Annotated in this window: 22 protein-coding genes; 5 read left to right on the top strand and 17 right to left on the bottom strand. The window is 66.3% G+C overall.

All coding sequences use genetic code 11. The annotated features are described in order from the left end of the window. Window positions 1-2: 2 nt before the first annotated feature. From fdhE to fdnG, 4 genes are all read right to left on the bottom strand, one after another. On the bottom strand, window positions 3-935 hold the full coding sequence (gene fdhE, locus V6V88_RS01630) for a formate dehydrogenase accessory protein FdhE (protein WP_280003937.1): 933 nt from the start codon (window positions 933-935) through the stop codon (window positions 3-5). Between the two features lie 84 nt (window positions 936-1,019). Beyond that, a complete protein-coding gene (locus V6V88_RS01625; protein ID WP_062840087.1) occupies window positions 1,020-1,652 on the bottom strand; it encodes a formate dehydrogenase subunit gamma in 633 nt (210 codons plus the stop codon). Further along, window positions 1,645-2,544, bottom strand: a complete 900-nt coding sequence (gene fdxH, locus V6V88_RS01620) for a formate dehydrogenase subunit beta (protein ID WP_056319313.1) — start codon at window positions 2,542-2,544, stop codon at window positions 1,645-1,647. Before fdxH ends, V6V88_RS01625 begins: the two co-directional genes overlap by 8 nt. Window positions 2,545-2,554: 10 nt before the next feature. Then, window positions 2,555-5,623 (bottom strand): formate dehydrogenase-N subunit alpha, encoded by a 3,069-nt coding sequence (gene fdnG / locus V6V88_RS01615; RefSeq protein WP_155721851.1) that lies wholly within the window; start codon window positions 5,621-5,623, stop codon window positions 2,555-2,557. 233 nt (window positions 5,624-5,856) lie between these two features. Here fdnG and V6V88_RS01610 point away from each other — a divergent pair, with 233 nt between their 5' ends. Both V6V88_RS01610 and V6V88_RS01605 read left to right on the top strand, forming a co-directional pair. Further along, window positions 5,857-7,476 carry a DUF1254 domain-containing protein gene (locus tag V6V88_RS01610; RefSeq protein WP_338617427.1) on the top strand — a complete coding sequence of 540 codons (1,620 nt, stop codon included), beginning with the start codon at window positions 5,857-5,859 and terminating at the stop codon, window positions 7,474-7,476. Window positions 7,477-7,504: 28 nt separating this feature from the next. Next, window positions 7,505-8,011: an acyl-CoA thioesterase gene (locus V6V88_RS01605; RefSeq protein ID WP_056319320.1), complete on the top strand. Its 507-nt coding sequence runs from the start codon at window positions 7,505-7,507 to the stop codon at window positions 8,009-8,011. A 79-nt stretch (window positions 8,012-8,090) separates the two neighbouring features. Here V6V88_RS01605 and V6V88_RS01600 read toward each other — a convergent pair whose 3' ends face one another. From V6V88_RS01600 to V6V88_RS01580, 5 genes are all read right to left on the bottom strand, one after another. Further along, the gene (locus V6V88_RS01600) at window positions 8,091-9,095 is read right to left on the bottom strand and encodes a sterol desaturase family protein (protein ID WP_338617425.1); all 1,005 of its coding nucleotides are present in this window, start codon (window positions 9,093-9,095) and stop codon (window positions 8,091-8,093) included. Between the two features lie 2 nt (window positions 9,096-9,097). After that, window positions 9,098-9,898, bottom strand: coding sequence for a polysaccharide deacetylase family protein (locus V6V88_RS01595; protein ID WP_338617422.1), 801 nt, complete (start codon window positions 9,896-9,898; stop codon window positions 9,098-9,100). Then, window positions 9,882-10,862 carry a YncE family protein gene (locus V6V88_RS01590; RefSeq protein WP_338617420.1) on the bottom strand — a complete coding sequence of 327 codons (981 nt, stop codon included), beginning with the start codon at window positions 10,860-10,862 and terminating at the stop codon, window positions 9,882-9,884. The genes V6V88_RS01595 and V6V88_RS01590 overlap by 17 nt, the downstream gene beginning before the upstream one ends. 197 nt (window positions 10,863-11,059) lie before the next feature. Further along, a complete protein-coding gene (locus V6V88_RS01585; protein WP_338617418.1) occupies window positions 11,060-11,908 on the bottom strand; it encodes a DUF2950 family protein in 849 nt (282 codons plus the stop codon). 23 nt (window positions 11,909-11,931) lie between these two features. Next, window positions 11,932-13,374, bottom strand: coding sequence for a DUF3300 domain-containing protein (locus tag V6V88_RS01580; protein WP_338617415.1), 1,443 nt, complete (start codon window positions 13,372-13,374; stop codon window positions 11,932-11,934). Between the two features lie 384 nt (window positions 13,375-13,758). On the opposite strand from V6V88_RS01580, the gene V6V88_RS01575 reads away from it, so the two are divergent. After that, window positions 13,759-14,196: a universal stress protein gene (locus V6V88_RS01575; protein WP_056319334.1), complete on the top strand. Its 438-nt coding sequence runs from the start codon at window positions 13,759-13,761 to the stop codon at window positions 14,194-14,196. Between the two features lie 8 nt (window positions 14,197-14,204). On the opposite strand, the gene V6V88_RS01570 is transcribed toward V6V88_RS01575, so the two are convergent. The 4 genes from V6V88_RS01570 to V6V88_RS01555 all read right to left on the bottom strand — a co-directional run bounded on the left by V6V88_RS01570 (window position 14,205) and on the right by V6V88_RS01555 (window position 18,891). After that, entirely contained in the window at window positions 14,205-15,209 is a 1,005-nt protein-coding gene (locus tag V6V88_RS01570) for a 2Fe-2S iron-sulfur cluster-binding protein (protein WP_338617412.1), read from the bottom strand. A gap of 11 nt (window positions 15,210-15,220) precedes the next feature. Further along, a complete protein-coding gene (locus V6V88_RS01565; RefSeq protein WP_175156429.1) occupies window positions 15,221-15,700 on the bottom strand; it encodes a heme-binding protein in 480 nt (159 codons plus the stop codon). A gap of 29 nt (window positions 15,701-15,729) precedes the next feature. Further along, entirely contained in the window at window positions 15,730-17,190 is a 1,461-nt protein-coding gene (locus tag V6V88_RS01560) for an aldehyde dehydrogenase family protein (RefSeq protein ID WP_062840078.1), read from the bottom strand. Window positions 17,191-17,358: 168 nt separating this feature from the next. Next, window positions 17,359-18,891, bottom strand: a complete 1,533-nt coding sequence (locus V6V88_RS01555) for a hypothetical protein (RefSeq protein ID WP_062840077.1) — start codon at window positions 18,889-18,891, stop codon at window positions 17,359-17,361. A 229-nt stretch (window positions 18,892-19,120) separates the two neighbouring features. On the opposite strand from V6V88_RS01555, the gene V6V88_RS01550 reads away from it, so the two are divergent. Next, on the top strand, window positions 19,121-19,864 hold the full coding sequence (locus tag V6V88_RS01550) for a sulfite exporter TauE/SafE family protein (RefSeq protein WP_175156427.1): 744 nt from the start codon (window positions 19,121-19,123) through the stop codon (window positions 19,862-19,864). Window positions 19,865-19,933: 69 nt separating this feature from the next. After that, on the top strand, window positions 19,934-20,656 hold the full coding sequence (locus V6V88_RS01545; protein ID WP_056319346.1) for a GntR family transcriptional regulator: 723 nt from the start codon (window positions 19,934-19,936) through the stop codon (window positions 20,654-20,656). A 36-nt stretch (window positions 20,657-20,692) separates the two neighbouring features. Here V6V88_RS01545 and V6V88_RS01540 read toward each other — a convergent pair whose 3' ends face one another. The 4 genes from V6V88_RS01540 to V6V88_RS01525 all read right to left on the bottom strand — a co-directional run bounded on the left by V6V88_RS01540 (window position 20,693) and on the right by V6V88_RS01525 (window position 22,470). Then, the gene (locus V6V88_RS01540; protein WP_056319348.1) at window positions 20,693-21,037 is read right to left on the bottom strand and encodes a 2Fe-2S iron-sulfur cluster-binding protein; all 345 of its coding nucleotides are present in this window, start codon (window positions 21,035-21,037) and stop codon (window positions 20,693-20,695) included. A gap of 4 nt (window positions 21,038-21,041) precedes the next feature. Continuing rightward, window positions 21,042-21,377 carry a hypothetical protein gene (locus V6V88_RS01535; RefSeq protein ID WP_063953027.1) on the bottom strand — a complete coding sequence of 112 codons (336 nt, stop codon included), beginning with the start codon at window positions 21,375-21,377 and terminating at the stop codon, window positions 21,042-21,044. Then, the gene (locus V6V88_RS01530) at window positions 21,374-21,673 is read right to left on the bottom strand and encodes a 2Fe-2S iron-sulfur cluster-binding protein (RefSeq protein ID WP_056319481.1); all 300 of its coding nucleotides are present in this window, start codon (window positions 21,671-21,673) and stop codon (window positions 21,374-21,376) included. Before V6V88_RS01530 ends, V6V88_RS01535 begins: the two co-directional genes overlap by 4 nt. A 65-nt stretch (window positions 21,674-21,738) precedes the next feature. Further along, entirely contained in the window at window positions 21,739-22,470 is a 732-nt protein-coding gene (locus V6V88_RS01525; protein ID WP_056319353.1) for an iron-containing redox enzyme family protein, read from the bottom strand. Window positions 22,471-22,566: the final 96 nt, after the last annotated feature.

The following is a 22,566-nucleotide window of genomic DNA, read 5'->3' as shown; positions in this document are numbered from 1 at the left end:
CGCTAGTCCTGCGCGCCATGCCACAGCAGCGGATTGCCGCTGGACCGCGAATACCCTGCCTCGCCCACCAGCACATCCAGCATCAGGCTGGCAAGGTCGTCGGCCACCGGCTCCACGTACAGGTCCTTGTCCTGATAGAAGATCTTGCGATACGTGTGGCAGTTGTCGCAGGTTTCGGCCTTGATGGCGGGCGTGCGGCCCTCGATGGCCTGGTAGGCGACCTTCTCGACGTCCTCGCAATGCGAGCACTTCACGCGCACCATGTGCCATTGCGTGGCGCACAGGCTGCAGCACAGGTAGCGGTAGCCCTCGTACTGGCCGCCCACGCGGACGATGCTGGCCACGGGCAGGCTGGCGCAGACCGGACAGACCCCGAACGGGCTGGCGACAGGCAACTGCTTGGGATCGAAGCGGTTGGCAAGGTCCGTCCAGTAGACCTGCAACGCGGCCATGACGAAGGGCGCGGCGGCGCTGTCCACGCCCTCGTCCTGTTCGGACAGCACGGCCTGGGCCAGGTCTTCGAGCGATTCGGGGTCGTCGTCCAGCGCGCGGCGCAGCGCGGCGCAGACGTCGATGGCCTCGGCAGGCACGCCTGGCGCGCGCGACACGTCGTCCAGCAATTGGCCCAGGATGCGGCGCCACAGCGGGTCGCGGGGCCAGCCCACGGCCTGCAGCGGCGGCATGCCGTGCGTCTGCGCCAGCGAAATGCGGTCTTCGGTGGCGGGCGGCGCGGCGCAGTCCTGCAGCGCGCGGTGCTGGGCGTCGACCAGATGCGCCATCAGCAGCAGGTAGTCGCCCACCGGATTGCCCTCGGCCAACTGGCGCAGTCGCGCGGCCCGCGCGGCAAAGACGGTTTTCCGCTCCGGCAGGGTGATGCGGGGAATGGCGTTATGGTCTAGCGCTTCGATCTCGCCGCGCGGAAGGATTCGCTGCAATTCTCGTCTCCAGAAAAACAAACACGGCTGCCAGCCTGCGAAGAGGATAACAGCCGTGCGATCACGACATGCCGGGCCAAAAAACTATTTCTTCACCTGCTCCCGAAACCAGGCGCGATGGTGTTTCCACGCCCAGCCGGCGGTGACGTAGCCGCGCAGCATTGCCGTGAGCGACCCCTTTACCCAGATCGCCGCGTAAATATGCACAATGATCGCGCAAATCAGCACCAGCGCACAAACCGCGTGCAGCACCGATGCGGCGCGGACCACCCAGATCGGGAAGTAGAACGCGAAATATTCGCGCCAGATCACGATGCCGCTGACCATCAGCCCCAGCATGCACAGGATCAGCACGAAGAACAGCAGCTTCTGGCCGGCGTTGTACTTGCCGACCTCGGGCAGCTTTTCCTCGCGGTTCTCGACCACGTCGTTGAGCTGCCTGAGCCACTGGCGGTCCGCGCGGGTCAGCAGGTTGTGGCGCCACATGTGTCCAGCGAACACGGCAAAGCACACGAACATCACCACCCCGATGAACGGATGCAGGATGCGTGTCCAGGGCCCGCCCCCGAACAGATTGGTCAGCCAGTACATCGACGGATGAAAGAGCGCCAGGCCGGACAGCGCGAGCAGGATGAACGTGAGCGCGATGATCCAGTGGTTGGTGCGCTCGCCCGGGGTGTAGCGCTTGATGCGGCGATAGTGGTGTTCTTCACTCATGGCGCACCTCCTCTTCGGCTCGGCGTTCGTCTTCCTCGGTCACTTCGTTGCGGCCGACGCGCGCATAGTGGAAGAAGCCCGCCAGCGCGGTCAGCGCCATCGTGGCCAGGCCAAGCGGCTTGGCCAGCCCCTTCCACAGGGACACCATCGGACTGATCTGCGGATCGGCGGGTAGCCCGTGGTACAGCCCGGGCTGGTCGGCGTGATGCAGCACGTACATGACGTGCGTGCCGCCCACGCCCGGCGGATCGTAGACGCCGGCCTGCGCGAAGCCCCGCGATTTCAGGTCCTCGACGCGTTCGGCCGCATGCTGGTGCATGTCGTCCTTGGTGCCGAAGACGATGGCGCCGGTGGGACAGGCCTTGACGCACGCGGGCTCCATGCCGACGGCCACGCGATCGGAACACAGCGTGCACTTGTACGCCTTGTGATCCTTCTTGGAGATGCGCGGAACGTTGAACGGACAGCCGGTGATGCAGTAGCCGCAGCCGATGCAGTTTTCCTCGTGGAAATCCACGATGCCGTTGTTGTACTGGATGATGGCGCCCGGCGAGGGGCAGGCTTTCAGGCAGCCCGGATCCTCGCAGTGCATGCAGCCGTCCTTGCGGATCAGCCATTCCAGGTCGCCGGCGGGATTCTCGAATTCCGAGAAGCGCATGACGGTCCAGGAATGCTCGGTGAGGTCGGCCGGATTGTCGTAGACGCCCACGTTGACGCCGATCTCGTCGCGCAGGTCGTTCCACTCCATGCAGGCGCTCTGGCAGGCCTTGCAGCCGATGCACTTGGAGACGTCGATCAGCTTGGCGACCGAGCCCGTGACGGGTTCACGGATACCCGGCGGCGGCGTGGTGGTGGCGGAGCGCCGCTTGATGTCCAGGGATTGCATTGACATGTCGGTTCTCCTATACCTTTTCGACCTTCACCAGGAACGACTTGAACTCCGGTGTCTGGGAGTTGCCGTCGCCCACGAATGGCGTCAGGGTGTTGGCGAGGAAGCCCGGCTTGGCGATGCCCACGAAACCCCAGTGGATCGGAATCCCGACCTGGTGCACCGTCTTGCCCTCGATGACGAGCGGACGGATGCGCTTGGTGACGAGCGCCACCGCCTTGATGTAGCCGCGGTTGGACGACACCTTCACGCGAGAGCCATTGGGAATTCCCAGCTCCTTGGCCAGCGCCTCGCCGATCTCCACGAACTGCTCGGGCTGGAGAATCGCGTTGATGCGGACGTTCTTGGTCCAGTAGTGGAAGTGTTCCGTCAGCCGGTACGTGGTGGCCACATACGGGAAGTTCTCCACCGTGCCCATCGCCGCCAGGTCATCCTTGAAGATGCGCGCGGCCGGGTTGCTGGTGACGCCCTTGGCCTTCGGATGCAGCGGGTTGTATCCCAGCGGATTTTCGAAGGGCTCGTAGTGCTCCGGGAATGGGCCCTCGGCCATGCCTGCCCGCGCGAAGAAGCGCGCCACGCCTTCCGGGTTCATGATGAACGGCCCCATGCCGCCCGCTGGGTTCTCGTCGCCCTTGAAGTCGGGGATGTCGGCGCCTACCCACGCCCTGCCGTTCCAGGACACCAGACTGCGGCGCGGATCGAACGGCTTTCCTTGCAAGTCGCATGAGGCGCGGTTGTACAGGATGCGGCGGTTGGCCGGCCACGACCAGGCCCAGTTCAGGGTCTGGCCGATGCCGGTGGGGTCGCTGTTGTCGCGGCGGGCCATGAGGTTGCCGCTGGGGCTCCAGGCGCCCGCGAAGATCCAGCAGCCGCTGGCGGTGGAGCCGTCGTCGCGCAGCTCGGCAAAGCCTGCGAGCTGCTCGCCGCCCTTACGCATGATCTTCGCCGGATCCTTGGGATCCGCAAGGTCGACCAGCGCGCGGCCCGTGTATTCCTTGGCCAGTTCCTCGGCCGTCGGGTTCTGCGGATTGGAATACGGCCACGACAGGTTGACGATGGGATCGGGATACTTGCCGCCCTCGTCCTGGTACAGCTTGCGCAGGCGCGTGAAGATGAGCGCCATGATCTCGATGTCGCTCTTGGCCTCGCCCGGGGGTTCTGCGCCCTTCCAGTGCCATTGCAGCCAGCGGCCGGAGTTGACCAGCGCGCCGTCCTCTTCGGCGAAACAGGTGGTGGGCAGGCGGAAGACCTCGGTCTGGATCTTGGACGGATCCACGTCGTTGGCCTCGCCGGCGTTGCGCCAGAACTCGGACGTTTCCGTGACCAGCGGGTCCATGATAACCAGGAACTTGAGCTTGGCAAAGCCGTCGTTCAGCTTGGCCTTGTTGGGCGCAGCGGCCAACGGGTTGAAGCCCTGGGCGATGTAGCCGTTCATCTTGCCCTGGACCATCAGCTCGTAGACTTGCAGCATGTCGTACAGCTTGTCCAGCTTGGGCAGGTAGTCGAACGCCCAGTTGTTCTCGGCGGTGGCCGCGCCGCCCCACCAGGCCTTCATGAGGCTGACGTGGAACTTGGGATAGTTCTGCCAGTAGCTCAGCTGGTTGGGACGCAGCGGCTTGAGCGTGCGCGTGTCGATGTACTTGGCGTAGTCCTGCTCGGGCTCGTTGGGCAGCGTCATGTAGCCCGGCAGCAGGTTCGACATCAGGCCCAGGTCGGTCAGGCCCTGGATGTTCGAGTGCCCGCGCAGCGCGTTCATGCCGCCGCCGGCAATGCCGATGTTGCCCAGCAGCAGCTGCACCATCGCGCCGGTGCGGATGATCTGCGAGCCGATGGAGTGCTGCGTCCATCCCAGCGCGTACAGGATCGTGGCGGCCCGGTTGGTGGTGGCCGTGGACGCGAGCATGTCGCACACCGTCAGGAACTTGTCCTTGGGCGTGCCGCAGACCCGCTCGACCATTTCGGGCGTGTAGCGTGAATAATGCTTCTTGAGCAACTGGTACACCGAACGCGGATGCTGCAGCGTGGGGTCGGTCTTGACGTAACCGTCGTCGCCGCGCTCGTAGTCCCAGCTTTGCTTGTCGTAGGTACGCTTTTCGGCGTTGTAGCCCGAGTACAGGCCCGCGTCGAACGCGAAGTCCTCGCGCACGATGAACGAAAAGTCGGTGTAGTTGCGCACGTACTCGTGCTGGATCTTGTCGTTATCCAACAGGTACTTGATGACGCCACCCAGGAAGATGATGTCGGTGCCGGTACGTATGGGCGCGTAGAAGTCCGCCACGGATGCCGAACGCGTAAAGCGCGGATCCACGACGATCAACTTGGCCTTGTTGTGGGCCTTGGCTTCAGTGACCCATTTGAACCCGCAAGGGTGGGCCTCGGCGGCATTGCCGCCCATGATCAAAACTATGTCCGCGTTCTTGATGTCGACCCAATGGTTCGTCATCGCTCCACGGCCAAACGTCGGGGCAAGACCTGCCACCGTCGGGCCATGTCAGACACGGGCTTGATTGTCGAACGCCAGCATCCCCATGCTGCGCACAGTCTTGTGCGTGATGTAACCGACCTCGTTGCTGCTTGCCGAGGCGGCCAGCATGCCGGTGGTCAGCCACCGGTTTACCGTCTTGCCGTCCGCGGTCTTCTCGACGAAGTTCGCGTCGCGGTCGGCCTTCATGAGCTTGGTGATGCGGGTCAGGGCTTCGTCCCACGACATCCGGACCCATTTGTCCGAGCCGGGCGCCCGGTATTCCGGGTACTTCAGGCGGTTCGGGCTATGGATGAAGTCGATCAGGGCCGCGCCCTTCGGACAGAGGGTGCCGCGATTGACGGGATGGTCGGGGTCGCCTTCGATGTGCATGATGCTGGCGCGGGCGTTCTTCGAGCCATCGCCCAGGCCGTACATCAGCAAACCGCAGGCGACCGAACAGTAGGGACAGGTGTTGCGCGTTTCGGTCATGCGCGCAAGCTTGAACTGGCGCACCTCGGCCATGGCCGTGCCGGGGGCAGCCCCCAGCATGGCCAGGCTGGAGCCCGCCAGCGTCGCACCGGTCACCTTGAAGAACTGGCGGCGATTCATGTTGACCATGAAGCACTCCTCTCCTGGTGAATGAAGGAAGCGAAAACGACTAGGACAAAAAGCCCTACAACTTCCAAGGGAATGTGAGGAAGTATAGGCCTTCAATATGGGGTACGCCATGCCTGCGGGCGCGTCAGACCGGCGGTCTGGTCTGAATTTGACGGCAAAAGGCGCTTACTTCGCGGATTTTGTCGCAGTGCAGCACTGCTACGATGCCCGGCATTGCATGACTTGGAGCGCCGATGCGCCGCCTTGCCCCCGTGGCCCGAACCCTTGCCCTGTCGCTGGCCATTGCGCCCTGCGTGCTGGCGCCGCAGGCGTCCGTCCGCGCGGCGCCCGCATCCCAGTCGCCCGCCGCCGCCGCCACCGAGGCGGCGCAGCAGGCAGCGATGGAAGGCTATCTGTATTTCTATCCGCTGGTAGTCATGGACCTGACGCGCCGCCAGTTCACCCATCCGGCGCAAGGGTCGCAAGGCGCTGCGCCCAACACCTTCGCGCACGTGCGCACCCTTCCCCGCGCGGGCGAGGCCACGCCGTGGTCGAACTTCGATGTGCTGCGCAGCACGGCGTGGCTGGACCTGACCGACGGACCCGTCGTGCTGTCCGCGCCCGACACGGCGGGCCGCCGGTACACGCTGACGCTGCTGGACATGTGGACCGACGTCTTCGCCACGCTGGGCAAACGCACCTCCGGCACGGCGAAGGGCAATACCGCCATCGTGCCGCCCGGCTGGACCGGCACGCTGCCCTCCGGCATGGCCCGCATCGATGCGCCCACCGCCCACGTCTGGGCGAAGGTGCTGATCGACACGCGCGGCGGCGCCGACCAGGCGACGGTCAACGCGTTGCAGGACGGCTTCGCCGTGACGCCGCTGGCGCAATGGAACCTGCCCGCGCAGGCGGCGCGCGCGAAGCCGGACTCGTCCCTCGATCTGAAGATTCCGGCAAGCGAACAAGTGGACGCCATGCCGACCGACGCGTTCTTCACCTATGCGGCCGAGTTGCTGCGCAAGCATCCGCCACACGCGACGGACCAGCCGGTCCTCGTCCTGCTGCGGCGGGTGGGGCTGGCGCCCGGCCGGCCGTTCGACTTCGACAAGCTTGACCATTCCGCCAAGCAGGGCATGCGCCGCGGCGTGCGCGCCGCGCGCGACCGCATGGCAGCGGCGGCGGGCCATTCGCTGCGCGCCACGAACGGCTGGCTGCAGGAAACGGGCAGCATCGGCGTGTACGGCAACGACTGGCTGCGCCGCGCGCTGGCCGCGCAGGCCCAGCCGGGCAGCGGGTTGCCCGAGGACCTGACCGTGCAAGTGCTGGCCACCGACAGCGAAGGCGCGCTGCTGGACGGCGCCCATGCATATACGCTGCACATCACCAGCGACCAGTTGCCCGACACGGGCGCGTTCTGGTCGCTGGCCGCCTACGACGGCCAGGGCATGCCCGTGCCCAACCCGGTCAACCGCCACGCGCTCGGCAGCCGCGATCCGCTGCGATACAACGCGGACGGCTCGCTGGACCTGATTCTCAGCAACACCGCGCCGGCGCCCGAGGACCAATCCAACTGGCTGCCGATCCCGGCAGCCGGCCCGGTCGGCATGCTGCTGCGCGTCTACACCCCGGGTCCGGCGGTGCGCGATGGGCTGTGGACGCCCCCGGCCGTGAGCCGGATCGCAGAGGAAGGTGAGGAAGGTGCGGCCGGGGATCCGGCGGCCGGCGAACCGGGGGCCGGCCATCCGGGGGCCAGCCAACCGCCGCAGAGCGAGCCAGCGGCAGCCGCGGAGACGCCGCCCGCGCCGCCCCCAAGAAACCCTGAGCCGCCGCGGAAATACGGCGCGATGTCACGCGCCAGCCGCTACCATTAGCCTTTTATTCATGAATGAGCCGCCCGCCATGGACGACGCCTTTAGCCACCAATTGTCGATGACCATCCTGATGACGCCAGACATGGCGAATTTCTCAGGAAACGTACACGGCGGAACCATCCTCAAGTATCTGGACCAGGTGGCCTACGCCTGTGCCAGCCGGTACGCCGGCCAGTACGTCGTGACGCTGTCCGTGGACCAGGTGGTGTTCCGCGAACCGATCCACGTGGGCGAGCTGGTGACGTTCCTGGCAGCCGTGAACTACACGGGCCGCACGTCGATGGAGATCGGCATCAAGGTCGTGACCGAGGACATCCGCAAGAAGCTGGTGCGTCACACCAACAGCTGCTATTTCACGATGGTTGCGGTGGACGACAAGGGCGCCCCGACGGCGGTACCGCCGCTGGAGCCGCGCACGCACGAGGAAAAGCAGCGCTTCAAGGCGGCCGGCCTGCGCCGCGAACTGCGTCAGGAAATGGAACGCCGCCACGGCGAGATCAAGCGCGAAACCACGCACGACACGCCGGGCGCCTGATTGCCGCGTGGCGGCCTGGCAGTTGTCCGGCCGCTACCCGATTCGCCCCCGCCGCTGGACCGCCAGCCGCGGGGGTTTTTCATGCGCGTTCGGCGCCGGCGGGCGGCACCGGCGGCGCGGCAGGTTCGCGGTCGCGGCCGATCATGCGCTTGATGCCCAGCCATTGCTGCGACCAGAAACTCCGGCCGTAATCGCGTCCGCCCAGTTCGGCCTGCTGGTCATGGATGCCGGTGGGGCCGTACCCGACGCCGAAACGCGCGGTGCGAAACAGCACGTCCCAGATCGGAAACAGCGCGGCAAAGTTGTAGCCGCCGGCCGGCCCTGGCGAGGAGGCGTCGTAGGCGATGGAATGGTGATGGCGATGAAAGCGCGGGCTGACCAGAAGGCGTTCGCCCAGCGCGCCGAAATGCATGCGCAGGTTGGCGTGCGAAAAACTCTGCGCAAGCTGGGTGATCGCCACCACCATCACGAACTGCGCGGGCGGCACGCCCACCAGTTGCGACACGAACACGATGAGCACGTCGCGCAGCATGTCGTCCAGCAGGTGGTTGCGGTCGTCGCTCCAGATGCTCATCTGGCGCTGGCTGTGATGCACGGCATGCAGCGCCCACAGCCAGCCGAAGCGGTGCTGGGCGCGATGGTAGAAGTAATCCACCGCATCGAACAGCAGCAGGTAGATGATGAGGCTGACCCACGCCTTGTCCGTCACGCCGGGCCAGTACTGATCCAGCTGGAAGGGCGCGAAGCCCCACACGTGAAGCTGCCCGAAAACGCTGTCCCAGAAGGGATCGATGGTGAAGAACAGCACGAGCCGGAATGCGCCCAGGCGGTGGATCAGCGTGTACAGCACGTCGATGCCGATCTGGCGGCGGTCGGTGACCGGTTCCACGGGACGCAGGCGCTGCAGGGGGCCGAAGACCAGCACCAGCACCGCGATTTGAAGCAGGCCCACCAGCAGCCACATGGTGGCGTCGTAGCCGTCTTCGATGAAGTTGCTCAGGCCCAGGTGGAACAGCGCGGGCTGAATCGCCGTCTCGAAGAGCCATTGCTGGCATTCCCCGAAGAGTTGGCTAAGCGTATCCATGATCAGTGATGCGTGGCGATCCAGTCGCGATAGGCCGGATGGGTGTTCAAGGTAGCGAAACAATAGCCCTTGCGCTGCAAACCTTCAATCAGCGGTTCCAGCACGGCGGGCGCCCAGGGATCCTGACGCGACCAGATGCCCAGGTGGGCCAGCAGGATGTCGCCGGGCTTGATGGTGCGCAGCGCCTGGTCCAGCAGTTTGGCGTTGGGGTATTTGTCGCTGGGCAGCTCGTCGCCCAGGAAGCCGGCCGGAGACCAGCCCACGTGCTCGAAACCGCAGGCCTTGGCCGCCTTGAGCAGCGCGGGCGAGGTCTTGCCGCCAGGCGCGCGGTACAGCGGCAGCATGGCCTTGCCCGTCATCTGGCGGAACCGCTCGGCGGGGCGGCGGATCTCGGCGCAGTACTGCTCGGCCGTCCACTCGGCGCGCTTGCCCGCGTCGGGCCCGGCGCTGGGCTTGACGCGGAACTTGCCGCCCGGCAGGTCGCCCTGCCAATAGACGTGGTCGTAGGTGTGCGAGCCGAATGCATGGCCTTCGGCCGCGCGCGCCTTCCACCAGGGCGCCCAGACGTCGTCCAGGCTGGCGCCGTCGGTCAGCGTGCGCTCGTTGGCCAGAAAGAAGGTGACCTTGACCTGATGGCGGGCCAGCACGTCGGCCACCAGCGGGGCGACGCCCATGTGACCGGTGTCGAACGTCAGGTACACGGGCTTGTCGCAGGTGGCCTGCGGCGCCGCGCCGGCCGCCGCGGTCGTCATCGCCAGGCACAGGGCCGCGAAGCGGACCGCTCCCTTAGCGGGTCGGCGCATGGTTCAACGTCCAGACGCCGTGCGGCGACTTGCCCACGGGCACCTGATTGACGACCTTCTTCTGTTCCAAATCCACCACCGTGAGCTTGCGCGCCCAGCGCGAGGTGACCAGCAGCGTCTTGCCGTCGGCCAGCACGTCCATGCAGTCCGGGCCGCCCGGCACCGGGAAGGTGTCCACGACCGTCAGCGTCTGCATGTCGATGCGGCTGATGGAGTTGGCGGTGCGGTTGCTGACGAACAGGTGGCGGTGGTCGCCCTGCGCCCGGAAGGCGTGCGCACCCGGTGCGGTCTGGATGCGCTTGACCAGCTTGGCCGGGCCATTGCTGACGTCATAGGCTTCCACGTACGAGTCGCCGGTCAACGCCACCAGCAGCGTCTTCTGGTCGGGCGTCAGGAACACGTCGGCAGGCGTCTTGCCGACGGACACCGTCCACTTCGGCGTCTGCGTGGCCAGGTCGATGGCGATGAGCTGATCGCTGTCCTGCAGCGAGACGTAGGCCGTCGTGCTGTGCTTGTCGATCATGATGTGGCTGGGCGTCTTGCCCGCCTGGATGCGCTTGACCAGCGTCAGGTCAAAGCCCTTCTCCAGCGGCTTCCAGGCATAGATGTCGATGTGGTCCAGGCGGTTGGCCGCCGTGACGAACCACTTCATGTCCGGCGAGAACTGCAACTGGTAGGGATCGACGATGCCGGTCAGCGTGCGCTGCACGTCGCCCGTCTTGGGATCCATCAACGTGATGGTGTCGCCCGTGGCGTTGGCCACCATGAGCGACTTTTCATCGGGCGTCAGATACAGGTGATGCGGCTCTTTGCCCGTGGGCACGCGGCGCAGTTCCTTGTAGGTGGCCGGATCGATGATGCTGACGTTGGCGTCCAGGGAGTTCAGGACAAAGATCGGGGCCGAAGCCGCCGCGGCGCTAAACGCCATCCCCACGCCGAAAACGGCGTAGCGGAGGAAAGACATGGGGTTCAATTTGGAGATCCGGCAAAGGGAAATCGGGCAGTCACCCGGTGCTCGCCATTGTAGGCACAGCCGCCTGACAAAAGGGCCACAGACAGGCTTGTGAATGCGGCGCAGCAAGCGCCTGAGAGGCAAACCCGCACGCCTGTTGCGACCCCGCAACAGGCCCGTGAAACGGGCGTCATATGACCCCCAAAAACCTATCTGACGGGCGCGGCCTGGCCATTCGCGTCGACCCAGTTTCCGGTGCGGATATCGGCCTCCCGCAAGGCCGCCGCGCGCGCCGCCGACGACGGCCCCAGATCGCTTTCCAGGACGCCGCCTTCCGGGCCGACGACGAAAGTGCCGATCCCGGTCCGCCCGTACCGCGCGGGCCACGCGACGATGCGATACGCGTTGTCCGGCCCGCCCGGCAGCACCTTGTAGCGATAGCCGAAATAGGCGTCGTCCACGGGCACGTCGGGCCCCATCGCCAGCGCGTCCGGTCCGAACGCCTGCTGGGGCGCGCCCGGCACGTCCGGCCAGTAAAGGCCGTCGCGTTCGCCGGCGCGGCTGACCAGCCGCATCGCATACCGGCCCTGACCCACTCCTTGCGCATAGCGCGTCTGCGCGGCCTGCAATTCCTGCAGGGTTTCGATGGCGGTCAGCTCGTTGCGGTCGATGGCGCGGCGCTGGATCTCCGCCTTGCCCGCCACCGGGTCGAAGCGCCATCCCTGGCCGGCGCGCACCAGCGGCACCGGCAGCGTCCAGCCCGACTCGCCCACCGTCACCCACGCCCGGCCGCCGTCGGCAACGATGTCGTGCTTACGCGCCCATGCCGCCAGGTAGCGATAGATGTTCTCCTGGTCGACCCCGCCCGGCACGAGCTGCCGATGGTTCGGGCCCAGCACTTTTCTCAGGGCATCGACGTCGTTCAGGGCCAGCGAATCGGTGAACGCCTGCGCGGCCGCCTGGGCGCTGGGATACACGGCCTGCGACAGGGCGGGCGCCGATGCGCCGAGCGCGAGGGCCAAGGCAAGACACAGCGCGCGCAAACGGGCGATCGTCATAGGTAGTCCCTTGTCCATGATGCTTATCTCCGGCCGCCGCCACCGCCACGGCCGCCTCCGCCGCCACGAGAGGCACCTGCGCCGCCGCCGCGATTGGGCGCGCTGGCGCCGGTGCTGCGTTGTCCGCCGCCGCCACGGCTCATCTCGCCGCGCTGGTTCTGCTGCCGCATGCGGTCGCCGTCGCCCGCCGCGGAGAGGGCGTTCTGGCTGTTCGATGCCCGCGCCCGGTCGCGCGCGGCCGCTTCGTCGGCGCGCTGGCGCTGTGCCGCCGCCTGGCGGTCCTGCGTGGAGACGCTGCCGGTCGATACGCTGGCGCCTCGGTCTTGCGGGCGGTTCTGGGTCGACACGCTGGAACTGCGATCGCGCGCACCTTGCCCCGCTTGCGATCCCTGCTCCCGGCCCGCCGCGCCGTCGCCCCGCGCCGCGCCCTGGCCGCGCGAACCATCGGCCCCGGCATGCCCGGCAATGGGCTGCCCGGTGCGGCCCTCGAAGGACTGCGCCGCCCGCTGCCGCGCGGCATCGCGAGACCCCGCGGCGGGCGCCGTGCCCGTCGTCCGGGCCCCTGCGCCGCCCGACTGGGCCCGACTCTGCAGCCCCGCCTGCCGCTGGCTGTCAAACCGCTGGCGGCTTGCAGAGTCCGCATACGGCGCGTTGCCCCGGTTGGCGGCGTTGTGCTGCCAGGTGGCCCGGTTGCTGTTCACGTTGTTGCGGTCGATGCGATTGTTGACGTTGATGTTGTTGTAGCGGTCCACGTCGATATCGACGTCGCCGTGCCCCCAGTTGGCGTCGCCCCACAACGAATTGATCGCCGCCACGCCCACGCCGAAGCCAATGCCGGCCACAAGCGCGCTCCCGAACACCGAGCCCGGCGGCGGCGGATAGTAATAAGGGGGGTACGACGGATAAGCCCACGTGCCGTAGACCACCGTGGGGTTGTAACTGGGCACATAGACCACCTGCGGATCGGCCGGTTCAATCACCACCACGGTCTTCTCGTTGGCGGTGGTCGTCTTGACCGTCTGCTGCGGCGTGCTTTTCAGATTGCCTGCCTTTTGCGCCTGCGCGCGCAGCCGCTGGACGGCGTCCATCACGGCCTCGGGTTGCGCCAGGAAAGCGTCGCCCACGGACTTCACCCAGCCGGGCTCGCGGCCCATCATGTCCATGACCGAGGGAAAGGCGACCAGCGACTTGACGCTGGGATCCCAGGTTTCGGCGTCCACGGCGCGCACGGCGTCGTCGCCGGACTGATCGGTGTGCGCGGCCGACCATTTTGCGGCGGCCGCGATGTCGTCCGGATACGTGGACCCCATTAGGATTTGCGACAGCAGCGCATCCGGGTAAAGCGCGACGGGCGCCATGAGCTGATCGAGCTGCGCGTTGCTGAGCTTGGTCTGCGCCAAGGCGGGAAAACAGAGGGACAGCCCCAGGCACATCAGGCCGATGAACCACTTTCGCAGTCGCCGCATTTCCGTTCTCCGCACACAGCAAGACGCCACAAGCCAGGAGGGAACCGCCGGATATCGCGAAGACAATATATGCCTAACGCCAGCCGTTTGGAAGCGTGGGCCGCGGGGCGAGAAGGTGTCTGACACCCTGGGGAGATGGCCGTCAGCTTGCGGCGGCGTCTCAGAGGGTGTCAGACACCGGTGCCAGCCTGATGGGCTGCCGTTGCATGTTCACGGCTATCTCCCCAGGGTGTCAGACACCGTTCATCTTCCCGCGCCGTATCAGCGGGTGCCCGACACCGGCGCGCACGCGGCTCGTCCTTTTGCACGCTGGTTTGCGTTCGCCCAGGGGCCTATACTGGATTCGCCGTTGCTGGACATTCCTTTTCCTAAAGGAGAGGCAACATGTACAGGCACTTGCTCATCGCCGTGGACGGTTCGCTGCTGTCCGAATCGGCATTCAAGCGCGCGCTCGTTTTCGCCAAGGAAATGGGCGCCACCATCACCCTGCTGCGCGCCATTCCGGAAGACCATCTGCTGGTCTATCAGGCCGAGATGCTGGGCACAACCGAAGGGCATCACACCGACCAGGCGCGCCGGAATGCGCAGGCGTATCTGGACGGACTGGAGACCGAGGCGCGGCACGCGCTCGTGCCTTGCGAAGCGATCGTCATGGTGAACGACCATCCGCACGAGGCCATTGTCGAGACCGCGCAGAAGACCGGGTGCGACCTGATCGTGATGGGCTCGCACGGGCGGCACGGGATGACGGGCTTTCTGCTGGGCAGCGAGACGCAGCGCGTGCTGGCGCGCACGCGGCTGCCGGTGCTGGTGTATCGCTAGCCCGGCGCTCAGGCGGCGGCCAACGCGTGCTGGAAGGTGAAGCTGTCGGCGTACAGGTGATCCAGGCTGGCGCCCCGTTCGGCCAGCAGGCTTTTGGCCTGTCGGATCATTTCGGGCGCGCCGCACAGGTAGAAGGCATGCTCGGACAGGTCGGCGTGGTCGGCCAGGACCGCCTCCTGCACATAGCCGCGGCGCCCCTGCCAATCGGCCCCCGCGCGCGACAGCACGGGCACGAAGTTGAATTCGTACAGGCGGGACGCCCAGCTTTCGATCTCGTCGCGCAGATACAGGTCGGCTTCGGTGCGCATGCCCCAATACAGCGTCACGGGCGGACAGTCCTCGTTGTCCAGCAGCGATTCGAGGATCGCCTTGATCGGCGCAATGCCGGTTCCCGTGGCCATCATGATGAGCGGGCGCCAATCTTCCTCGTGGTAGCTGAAGACGCCAAGCGGCGCCTCGATCTCCATGGACGCGCCTGCCGCCGCCTGCCCCAGCCACTGGTCCGTGTAGCGGCCGCCGGGAATGCGCCGCACGTGAAAGTCGACCAGGTTGCCCGCGGGCGCCGACGCCATGGAGAAACTGCGCGTCCCGCCGTCGGGCAGCACCACGTTCATGTACTGGCCGGGCACGTAGTCCAGTGCCTCTGGCAGCGCCAGCGTCAGGTGGACCACGTCGTCGCAGAAACGATGGATGCGGTGGATCGTGGCGGGGATGCGGCGGGGATCGGGAAAAACCTGCCGGCTGCTTGCCACGCTGACGCACAGGTCGCCGGCCGGAAGCGCCTGGCACGCCAGTGCGTAGCCTTGTTCGGCCTCTTCGGGGGTCAGCGCCATGGGGAATTCGTCGTAGCGCACCGCGCCCGATTCCAGCTTGATGCGGCAGGTGCCGCAGCCGCCGAACGTGCATTCGTGCGGCAGCTTCACCGATGACCGCTCCGCGGCCTGCAGCACGGTTTCGCCTTCTTCGACTTCAAAGGCGGTTTCGGTTTCCAGAATGTGCACGCGGTATGCCATGGCGCCCTCGCCTATTTCTTGATGTCCGCTTCGACCAGCACCTTCATGCCGCGCGGCTCCAGCAGTTCGCCCAGCGCGGCCAGTGCCGCCAGGCCGGCTTTGGTGTCCTGCTCGCCATTGCCGCCGCTCAGGCCCACGCCGCCGATCACCTCGCCGTTCACGACGATGGGAAAACCGCCGACGAACACCGCAAACTTGCCTTCAAAGCTCCACTGGATGCCGAAGGCTTCGTTGCCGGGCAGCGCCGGACCATTCGGCGGGGTGTTGAACAGATGGGTCGAACGCTTGTGGCCGGCGGCGGTGAAGGCCTTGTTCCAGGCGATCTGCGGACCGGTGATGCGCGCGCCGTCCATGCGCTCCAGCGCGATCGGATAGCCGCCATCGTCCACGATGCAGATCGATTCCAGGACGCCGATCTCCTGCGACTTGGCGATGGCGGCGCGCACCATGACGCGCGCTTCTTCGAGTTCCAGGCGATAGATCTGTTTCATGTGCAAAACCTCGGGTGGGGGATGGGCCGTCAGCCGGCGCGGTAGACGGTCTTGATCTGGGTGTAGAACTCCAGGCCCACGCGGCCCGATTCGCGGAACGTGGAGGTGCTGGAATGCTTCAGGCCGCCGAACGGCGCGTTGATCAGGTTGCCGGTGGTGGTGCGGTTGATCTTGACGGTGCCCGCCTGGATGTCGCGCGCAAAGCGGTGCGCGTAGCGCGCGTCGGTGGTGGCGATGGCGGCCGACAGGCCATATTCCGTGTCGTTGGCCTGGGCGATGGCGTCTTCATAGCCGTCGACCTCGATCAGCGCGATCACGGGCCCGAAGATTTCCTCGCGGGCGATGCGCATCTGCTGGGTCACGCCGGCAAAGAGCGCGGGCGTCACGTAGTACCCGCGGTCAAAGCCGGGACCGGTCAGGCGGTCGCCGCCATGCAGGTGCGTGGCCTCCTCCTTGCCCAGTTCGATGTACCCCAGCACGTTGTCCAGCTGCCGGGCGGTGGCCAGCGGGCCCAGGTCGAAGTTGCCTTCCAGGCCGTTGCCGATGGTCAGCGTGCGGATCTTGGCCAGCAGCTTTTCCGTGTAGGCCTGGCTGACCTTGCGATCGACCAGCACGCGGCTGGTGCCCGTGCAGGCCTGGCCGCTCAGCGAGAAGCCGCCCTTGACCGCCAGGTCCACGGCCCGGTCCAGGTCGGCATCGGCCAGCACGATCAACGGATTCTTGCCGCCCAGTTCCATCTGCGTGCGGGTGGTCAGCCCCGCGGTCCGGTGAATCTGCTCGCCGGCGGCTGTCGAGCCGGTGAACGAAATGGCGCGCACCTGGGGCGCCCCCGTGATGGCTTCGCCCACCGCGCCCGCCGGGCCGGTCAGGAAGTTCAGCACCCCGGCGGGCAGACCGGCGCGCACGAACGCTTCGGTCAGGCGATAGCCCGACATCGGCGCGTCGGAAGACGGCTTGAACACCACCGTGTTGCCCATGATGAGCGCGGGCGCAATCTTGCGCGCCGGGATCGAGATGGGGAAATTCCACGGAGAGATCACGGTCACCACGCCCAGCGGCTCGCGCTGGCTGTAGACGATCATGTCCGGGTCGTCGTTGACGAAGGTCTCGCCCGTGAAGGACTGGCCCTCGACGGCGTAGAAGCGGATCGTCTGCGCCGAGCGCAGCACCTCGTCCTTGGCCAGGTTCACGCCCTTGCCCTCTTCGCGGGTCAGTTCGCGCGCAATGGAATCGGCATTGTCTTCCAGATGCTGCGCGGCCCGGAACAGGATGGCCGCGCGCTTGGAGATCGGCGTGTCGCGCCACGCGGCGAAGGCGGCCTCGGCGGCCTGCACGGCCTGCCGGGCGTCGTCGGCGCCGGACACCTGAAAGTGGCCCACGACGTCGTCGGTGTCGGCCGGATTGCGGTTGGGCGCGGTCTTGCCCGTGACGCTGGGCGTCCACTGGCCGCCGATGTAGTTCAAAAAGGCTTGCTGCGAGAGATCGTCCACGGGAGCGCTTCCTTGAGTTGGGTCCGGCGTGGCCGGGCGTGAGGCGGTCGGGCTAAGTTCAGAACATTGTATACTTTAATCAGTATGCGACGATCAGTGGAAACCCCACCCGATCCGGCAGCAAAAAGGCTCCCTCGCGGGAGCCTTTTCCTATGCGCGCGCTGAACATCAACGCCAGATCAGCACCGCGCAGGTGGTCGAAACGAACAGCGCAAGCAGCACCGGCAGCAACAGCGCGCGAACCAGCGACAGCACGTTGACCCGCGCGAACCCCGCCACGGCGATCAACGACGACCAGGCAATCAGCGTGCCCCCGCCCGTCCACACCGCGCCCATCTGCCCCACCGCCGCCAACGTGGCGGGGTCCACGCCCACCACCGGGCCCAGCGCGCCGGACAGCGTGCCGGTGAGCGGCAGCCCGGCAAAGCCGGAGCCGTCGATGCCGGTGATCATGCCGACGATGAGCACGCCGAAGGCAACCAGGAAGTGGTTCTCGGGGATGAAGTGCTGCGCAGCCGAAATGACTTCGAACAGCAGGCCGGGGGCCTGCGCCGGCTGCACGCCGAGGATCTGGGCCGCTGTCTCATTGGCGCCCACGAAGAAGAACCCGGCAATCGGCAGCACCGAGCCCATTGCCTTGAAGGCGAACACGAAGCCGTCGGTCACGTGCTCGGGGCAGACGTCCAGCATCTTGCGCGGGCCCTCGGCCGCCAGGGTCACCAGCATCATGACCACGAACGCCACGCCGCCCACCAGCGCCGCCGCATCGCCGCCGCGCAGCGCGGGCAGCGACGGAAAGACGCGGGGCAGCACCATCACCCCGATCACGGCCAGGAACGCCAGCGGCGTCACCACGGCGAACACCTTGGACCAGCGCACGCGGCGGCGCTCTTCTTCGCTCAGCACCGGGCCGCTGGGCAAGGCCGGATCGGCGCCCATCGTGCCGCGCGCGAGTTCCGCCTTGTCGAACGAGCCGGCCTGTTCGATCTTCGCCAGGCTGCCGTCCTGCGCGCGAGCCTGCCAGGCCGACAACAGGGCCGGATCGGCCGGCACGATCTGGCGGCGCACCAGCAGATAGGCCGCCACCAGCGCGATCCCGCCGGTGATCAGCGACAGCACGAGCGCGCGGTCTGCCACCACCGCCGCGCTGACGGCCGCCCCCGCCGCCTTGGCGCTGATGCTGGGCGCCACGCCGATCACGTAATCGGAAGACAGGGCCATGCCCTGGCCCGCGATGGCGATGGCCATGGCGCCGGCCAGCGGCGGCAACCCGGCGGCGATGGCCGCGGGCAGCAAGATGGCGGACACCAGCGGCACGGCGGGCGTGGGCCAGAAGAACAGCGAGATCACGTAGGTACAGAGGGCGATGATCACGAAGGAGGAATGCCCGCCCCGCATGACCCGCCGGAACGGCTGCACCATGCGCACGTCCGCCTGCAGCGTCTTGAGCGCGTTGAGCAGCGCCGTCATGAACGTGATGACCAGAAAGATGTTGAAGAGCTCTTTGGCGGCGACAAAGCTGGCCGAAAAGATGCCGATCAGCGCGCTGATCGGATTGCCAGTGATCGCCAGCACCACCAGAAACGTGCCGATGACCGATGGCACCACGACATTGGCGCGCAGGATCATCGTCAGGATGATGGCGGCCACGCTGATCAGGTAAATCCAATGAGCCGCAGTGAGCACGACGTCGGATTGCATGCGCTATTCCCCTTGTATGCGTGGCTGTTGGGTCGCCACAATCGGTATACTATATTTCGTTCGACGCCATACCAATCGAAATATGCACCGCCTAGGGAAAGCGATAGTGCCGTTTTCGGACACCTTTTGGTCGAAAAATCAGGGGATTACCCTTAATTTTCTGGATTTGTCTGGCGGTGCGCGATTTCCTAGATAGACTATCGTATACATAAATTACAAAGTCCGACGCATGCTGTCTTCCCTGTCGTTCCCGGATGCGTGGCACTACGCCGCCATGGCTGCCGTGGTGTTTGGCGCCGCCGTGGCGCAGGGCGTGGGCGGGGTGGGATTTGCGATGTTCGCCGCGCCAGTCGCGGCGATGTTCTTTCCGCAGCTCGCGCCCGGACCGCTTCTGACGCTGGGCGGCTTCATCTCGCTGTTGACCGCCCTGCGCGAGCGCGCCGCCATCGATTGGCCCGCCGTCTCGTATGCATTGGCGGGGCGGGCCGTCGGCACCTTGATCGCCATCTATGCCATGGCGCGCTTCGCCCCGCAGGCGCTGGGCGTGCTCTTTGCCTGCATGATCCTCGCCGCCGTGGCGCTGAGCGTGGCGGGCCTGCGGTTTTCCGCGACGCCCGGACGGGTGTCGGGTGCGGGCGTCGCCTCCGGCATCATGGGCACGATGACCTCGGTGGGCGCGCCGCCCATTGCCATCGTGCTGCAGCATGCCGCCCCGCCGAGGCTGCGCGCCACACTGGGAATGGTGCTTTTTCTGGGATCCATTTTTTCGCTGGCCATGCTGGCGCTGGCCAAGCGCTACACGGGTTATCACGCGGGCCTGGCGCTTAGCCTGGCGCCATTTCTGCTGGCCGGTTTTGCGGTCTCCAACCGGCTGCGCACCCTGCTGCCACCGCGCGCCGTCCGCGGCGTGCTGCTCGCGGCCTGCGCCATGGGCGCGGTGGGGGTGCTGGTCAAGACATTCTGGGTGCACTGATGCGGCACGCCACCGGCGACACCCGGTAATACAATGGAGACTGTATCCATTACGCCAAACCTGCTCGCCATGACAACCTCCCCCGTCAGTCCGCAAGCCGCAGAGACGCAGCACTCCTCCCCGCTGAAGATCGGCGAGCAGCATCCGCAGTTGTTTGCCGTCATCCGCGACAAGCTGCGCGAACGCATCCTGAGCGGCGAATTCACCCCCGGCGACCGCCTGGTCGAAGGCCGCCTGTCCGAGGAAATGGGCGTGTCCCGCATCCCGGTGCGCGAGGCGCTGCGCGCGCTCGCCGCCGAAGGTCTGGTCACGATCGAGCCGCGCCGCGGCGCATCCGTGTCGGTGCTGTCGGATGCCGTGGCCTACGACATGGTGGAAGTGCGCGCCACACTGGAAGGCTTGAATGCCAAGCTGGCCGCGCAGCGCCGCGACGAGAAAACGGTCGAGCGCCTGCAGGCCTTCCTGCGCGAGGGCACCGAGGCCGCGCGCGAAGAGAAGCTGGACAAGTTCCTGGCGCTGAACTCGCAGTTTCATGAAATGCTGGCCACGATCGGCGGCAACGTGGTGCTGACCGACCTGATGCGTTCCCTGCGCGACCGCACCGCGCTGCTGTTCGCGCCCAGCAACATGCGCCGGGCCAAACAGAACTGGGACGACCATTCGCAGATCCTGAACGCCGTCATCGCCGGCAATGGCGATCTGGCAGCGCTCTTGGCCAGCCAGCATGTGCACAATGCCGCCAAGGCCTACGCCGAGGCCCAGCAGCCGCCGCAGCAGGCTTCGGTGGCCTGATTGCCGGGCGCCGGCGCACTCAGGCGCCGGCCTCATTCATGCCGGGGACGCTTCTACCGGGCCGGACGCCGCGTCCACCACGATGCCCTTGCCGTTCTGCACCACCCACGACACCTTGACGTCGCCATTCACGAAGGTCTGGCAGGCCATGCGGTAGCCTGCCTCGAAGTCCTCGGGCCGCAGGTGCTTGCGTTCCTTGGGCTTGATGGCGTCGGTGTTTTCCAGCCCTTCCTCGATCCGGCACTTGCAGGTGCCGCACAGGCCGCCCCCGCACTTGAACGGGATGCCGCCCTTCTCCTTGAGCGACACGCGCAGAAGGTTGCTGTTCTCCGGCGCGGTGGCGACCTTGCCGCCGTTGGATATGAACGTGATCTGAACCATGTCGTCAGTGCTCCGTGGCGCGCACGCCGGACCGCAGCGTCAGCGTCGACGCCATGCTGCCAAAACGCGTCAGGTGCGCGAGCTCCTTGCGGGCCGCGTCCACCGACGAAAACTTCTCCAGAAACTTGGACGGCACGTGGTTGACCACGTAGGGCGGCGTTTCCTCGGTGACGACCAGCTTGATCTCGCGGTCCAGGCGGGCGATGCTGAACACGGCCAGCGCGCGCCCGTAGAACACGTAGTCATAGGTCTCGATGATGTCCGCGCCCTCGCCCGCCTCGGTGCGGAAGATGCCGGGCTTGGAGGTCAGGATCACATAGGTCGAATCCTGCGCCATCATGCCTCCACGTCCTGGGTCAACTCGATGTCGCTGTTCAGCCAGAGCTGGCACGCCAGCCGGTAGCCCTGCTCGACGCGTTCGCCCAGCTGCTTCTTTTCCTTCCAGTTCACCGGCGGCAGATGCTCGGCCCCGGCGATGATGCGGCAGGCGCACTTGGCGCACTTGCCCATGCCGCATTCGTAGCGCAGATGCGGAAACGGAAACTGCTTGATGCCGGCCCGCACCACCAGGTTGGTGTTGTCCTTCACCACATCGGTGTAGGTCTGGCCGCCTTTATGAAACACAACGGTAGGCATGAGGTCTTCGTCCAGGTTCTGCGGTGCGGCGCCCGCCCAGGCGTGCCGGGCGGGCTAGAGCACGATCAGGCGGCAAGGCCCAGTTCGGGCAGCTTGATCTCGTCCTGCACGTAGTCGGTATAGAGCGCCGTCGTGTAGAGCAACCGCATCTGCGCCCCGATCTCGCAGATCTTCAGGCAGCGCTGTTGCAGGTCCACCGTGTTGGCGTGCTCCAGCACGATCTGGTAGCCGCGTTCGCCGTGGATTTCGTCGGAGACGATATGCAGGTCGAAGAATTCGACTTCCTCGTCCGTGAAGCCGTACTTTTCGCGCAGGGTCGGCGTCTGCTTGCGGTAGATGGATGGCACCTGCGATTCCAGTCCCACCACCAGGCCGGCCACCGCCACGATCGGATCCTCGCGCATGGCCACGGCATAACACCAGCTCTGCAGCGCGCGGGTCGTGGGCGACATGTTGTCCGGATTGGTGACCCGTTCGCGCGTGGTGCCGCAGGCTTCGGCAAAGCGGATCAGCAGGTCGGTGTGGCGGTCGCCGCCGATTTCCTCTTCATACATATTGGCCAGGAGGAAATCCTTGGCTTCGGTGTAGGTGTCCGGCGTGCGGGCGTACAGGTAACCCAGGTAGTCGGCGAACGGGCCGACGTAGTGATAGTGGTTTTCGGCCCAGCGCGAAAGGTGCTCGCGGCTCAGCTTGCCTTCGGCCCAGGCGATCGAAAAGGGCGAGGCGTTTGCGCTCTTGCCCTTGATTGCGTTTTCCAGCGCCGTGCGGAATTCATCTCGGTTCATCAGTTCTGCCATGACTCGCTCCAGGTCCAGTGGGAGAAATTCCAGGCCTGTCGAAGCCCGGGCATGATGAACATTGTATACCGTCTACTGTTTTGGGCTGCTAGGGCA

This window comes from Achromobacter sp. E1 (assembly GCF_037039475.1).
In the GTDB taxonomy this organism is placed as follows: domain Bacteria; phylum Pseudomonadota; class Gammaproteobacteria; order Burkholderiales; family Burkholderiaceae_B; genus Achromobacter; species Achromobacter mucicolens.
This window is presented reverse-complemented; position numbering and strand designations above follow the sequence as displayed.

Bases quoted from the DNA above. Each gene is read 5' to 3' on its own strand.
- V6V88_RS01625 (WP_062840087.1), bottom strand. From the start codon at position 1,652: ATGAGTGAAGAACACCACTATCGCCGCATCAAGCGCTACACCCCGGGC.
- fdxH (WP_056319313.1), bottom strand. From the start codon at position 2,544: ATGTCAATGCAATCCCTGGACATCAAGCGGCGCTCCGCCACCACCACG.
- V6V88_RS01610 (WP_338617427.1), top strand. From the start codon at position 5,857: ATGCGCCGCCTTGCCCCCGTGGCCCGAACCCTTGCCCTGTCGCTGGCC.
- V6V88_RS01605 (WP_056319320.1), top strand. From the start codon at position 7,505: ATGGACGACGCCTTTAGCCACCAATTGTCGATGACCATCCTGATGACG.
- V6V88_RS01600 (WP_338617425.1), bottom strand. From the start codon at position 9,095: ATGGATACGCTTAGCCAACTCTTCGGGGAATGCCAGCAATGGCTCTTC.
- V6V88_RS01595 (WP_338617422.1), bottom strand. From the start codon at position 9,898: ATGCGCCGACCCGCTAAGGGAGCGGTCCGCTTCGCGGCCCTGTGCCTG.
- V6V88_RS01590 (WP_338617420.1), bottom strand. From the start codon at position 10,862: ATGTCTTTCCTCCGCTACGCCGTTTTCGGCGTGGGGATGGCGTTTAGC.
- V6V88_RS01585 (WP_338617418.1), bottom strand. From the start codon at position 11,908: ATGACGATCGCCCGTTTGCGCGCGCTGTGTCTTGCCTTGGCCCTCGCG.
- V6V88_RS01580 (WP_338617415.1), bottom strand. From the start codon at position 13,374: ATGCGGCGACTGCGAAAGTGGTTCATCGGCCTGATGTGCCTGGGGCTG.
- V6V88_RS01575 (WP_056319334.1), top strand. From the start codon at position 13,759: ATGTACAGGCACTTGCTCATCGCCGTGGACGGTTCGCTGCTGTCCGAA.
- V6V88_RS01570 (WP_338617412.1), bottom strand. From the start codon at position 15,209: ATGGCATACCGCGTGCACATTCTGGAAACCGAAACCGCCTTTGAAGTC.
- V6V88_RS01565 (WP_175156429.1), bottom strand. From the start codon at position 15,700: ATGAAACAGATCTATCGCCTGGAACTCGAAGAAGCGCGCGTCATGGTG.
- V6V88_RS01555 (WP_062840077.1), bottom strand. From the start codon at position 18,891: ATGCAATCCGACGTCGTGCTCACTGCGGCTCATTGGATTTACCTGATC.
- V6V88_RS01550 (WP_175156427.1), top strand. From the start codon at position 19,121: ATGCTGTCTTCCCTGTCGTTCCCGGATGCGTGGCACTACGCCGCCATG.
- V6V88_RS01545 (WP_056319346.1), top strand. From the start codon at position 19,934: ATGACAACCTCCCCCGTCAGTCCGCAAGCCGCAGAGACGCAGCACTCC.
- V6V88_RS01540 (WP_056319348.1), bottom strand. From the start codon at position 21,037: ATGGTTCAGATCACGTTCATATCCAACGGCGGCAAGGTCGCCACCGCG.
- V6V88_RS01535 (WP_063953027.1), bottom strand. From the start codon at position 21,377: ATGATGGCGCAGGATTCGACCTATGTGATCCTGACCTCCAAGCCCGGC.
- V6V88_RS01530 (WP_056319481.1), bottom strand. From the start codon at position 21,673: ATGCCTACCGTTGTGTTTCATAAAGGCGGCCAGACCTACACCGATGTG.
- V6V88_RS01525 (WP_056319353.1), bottom strand. From the start codon at position 22,470: ATGGCAGAACTGATGAACCGAGATGAATTCCGCACGGCGCTGGAAAAC.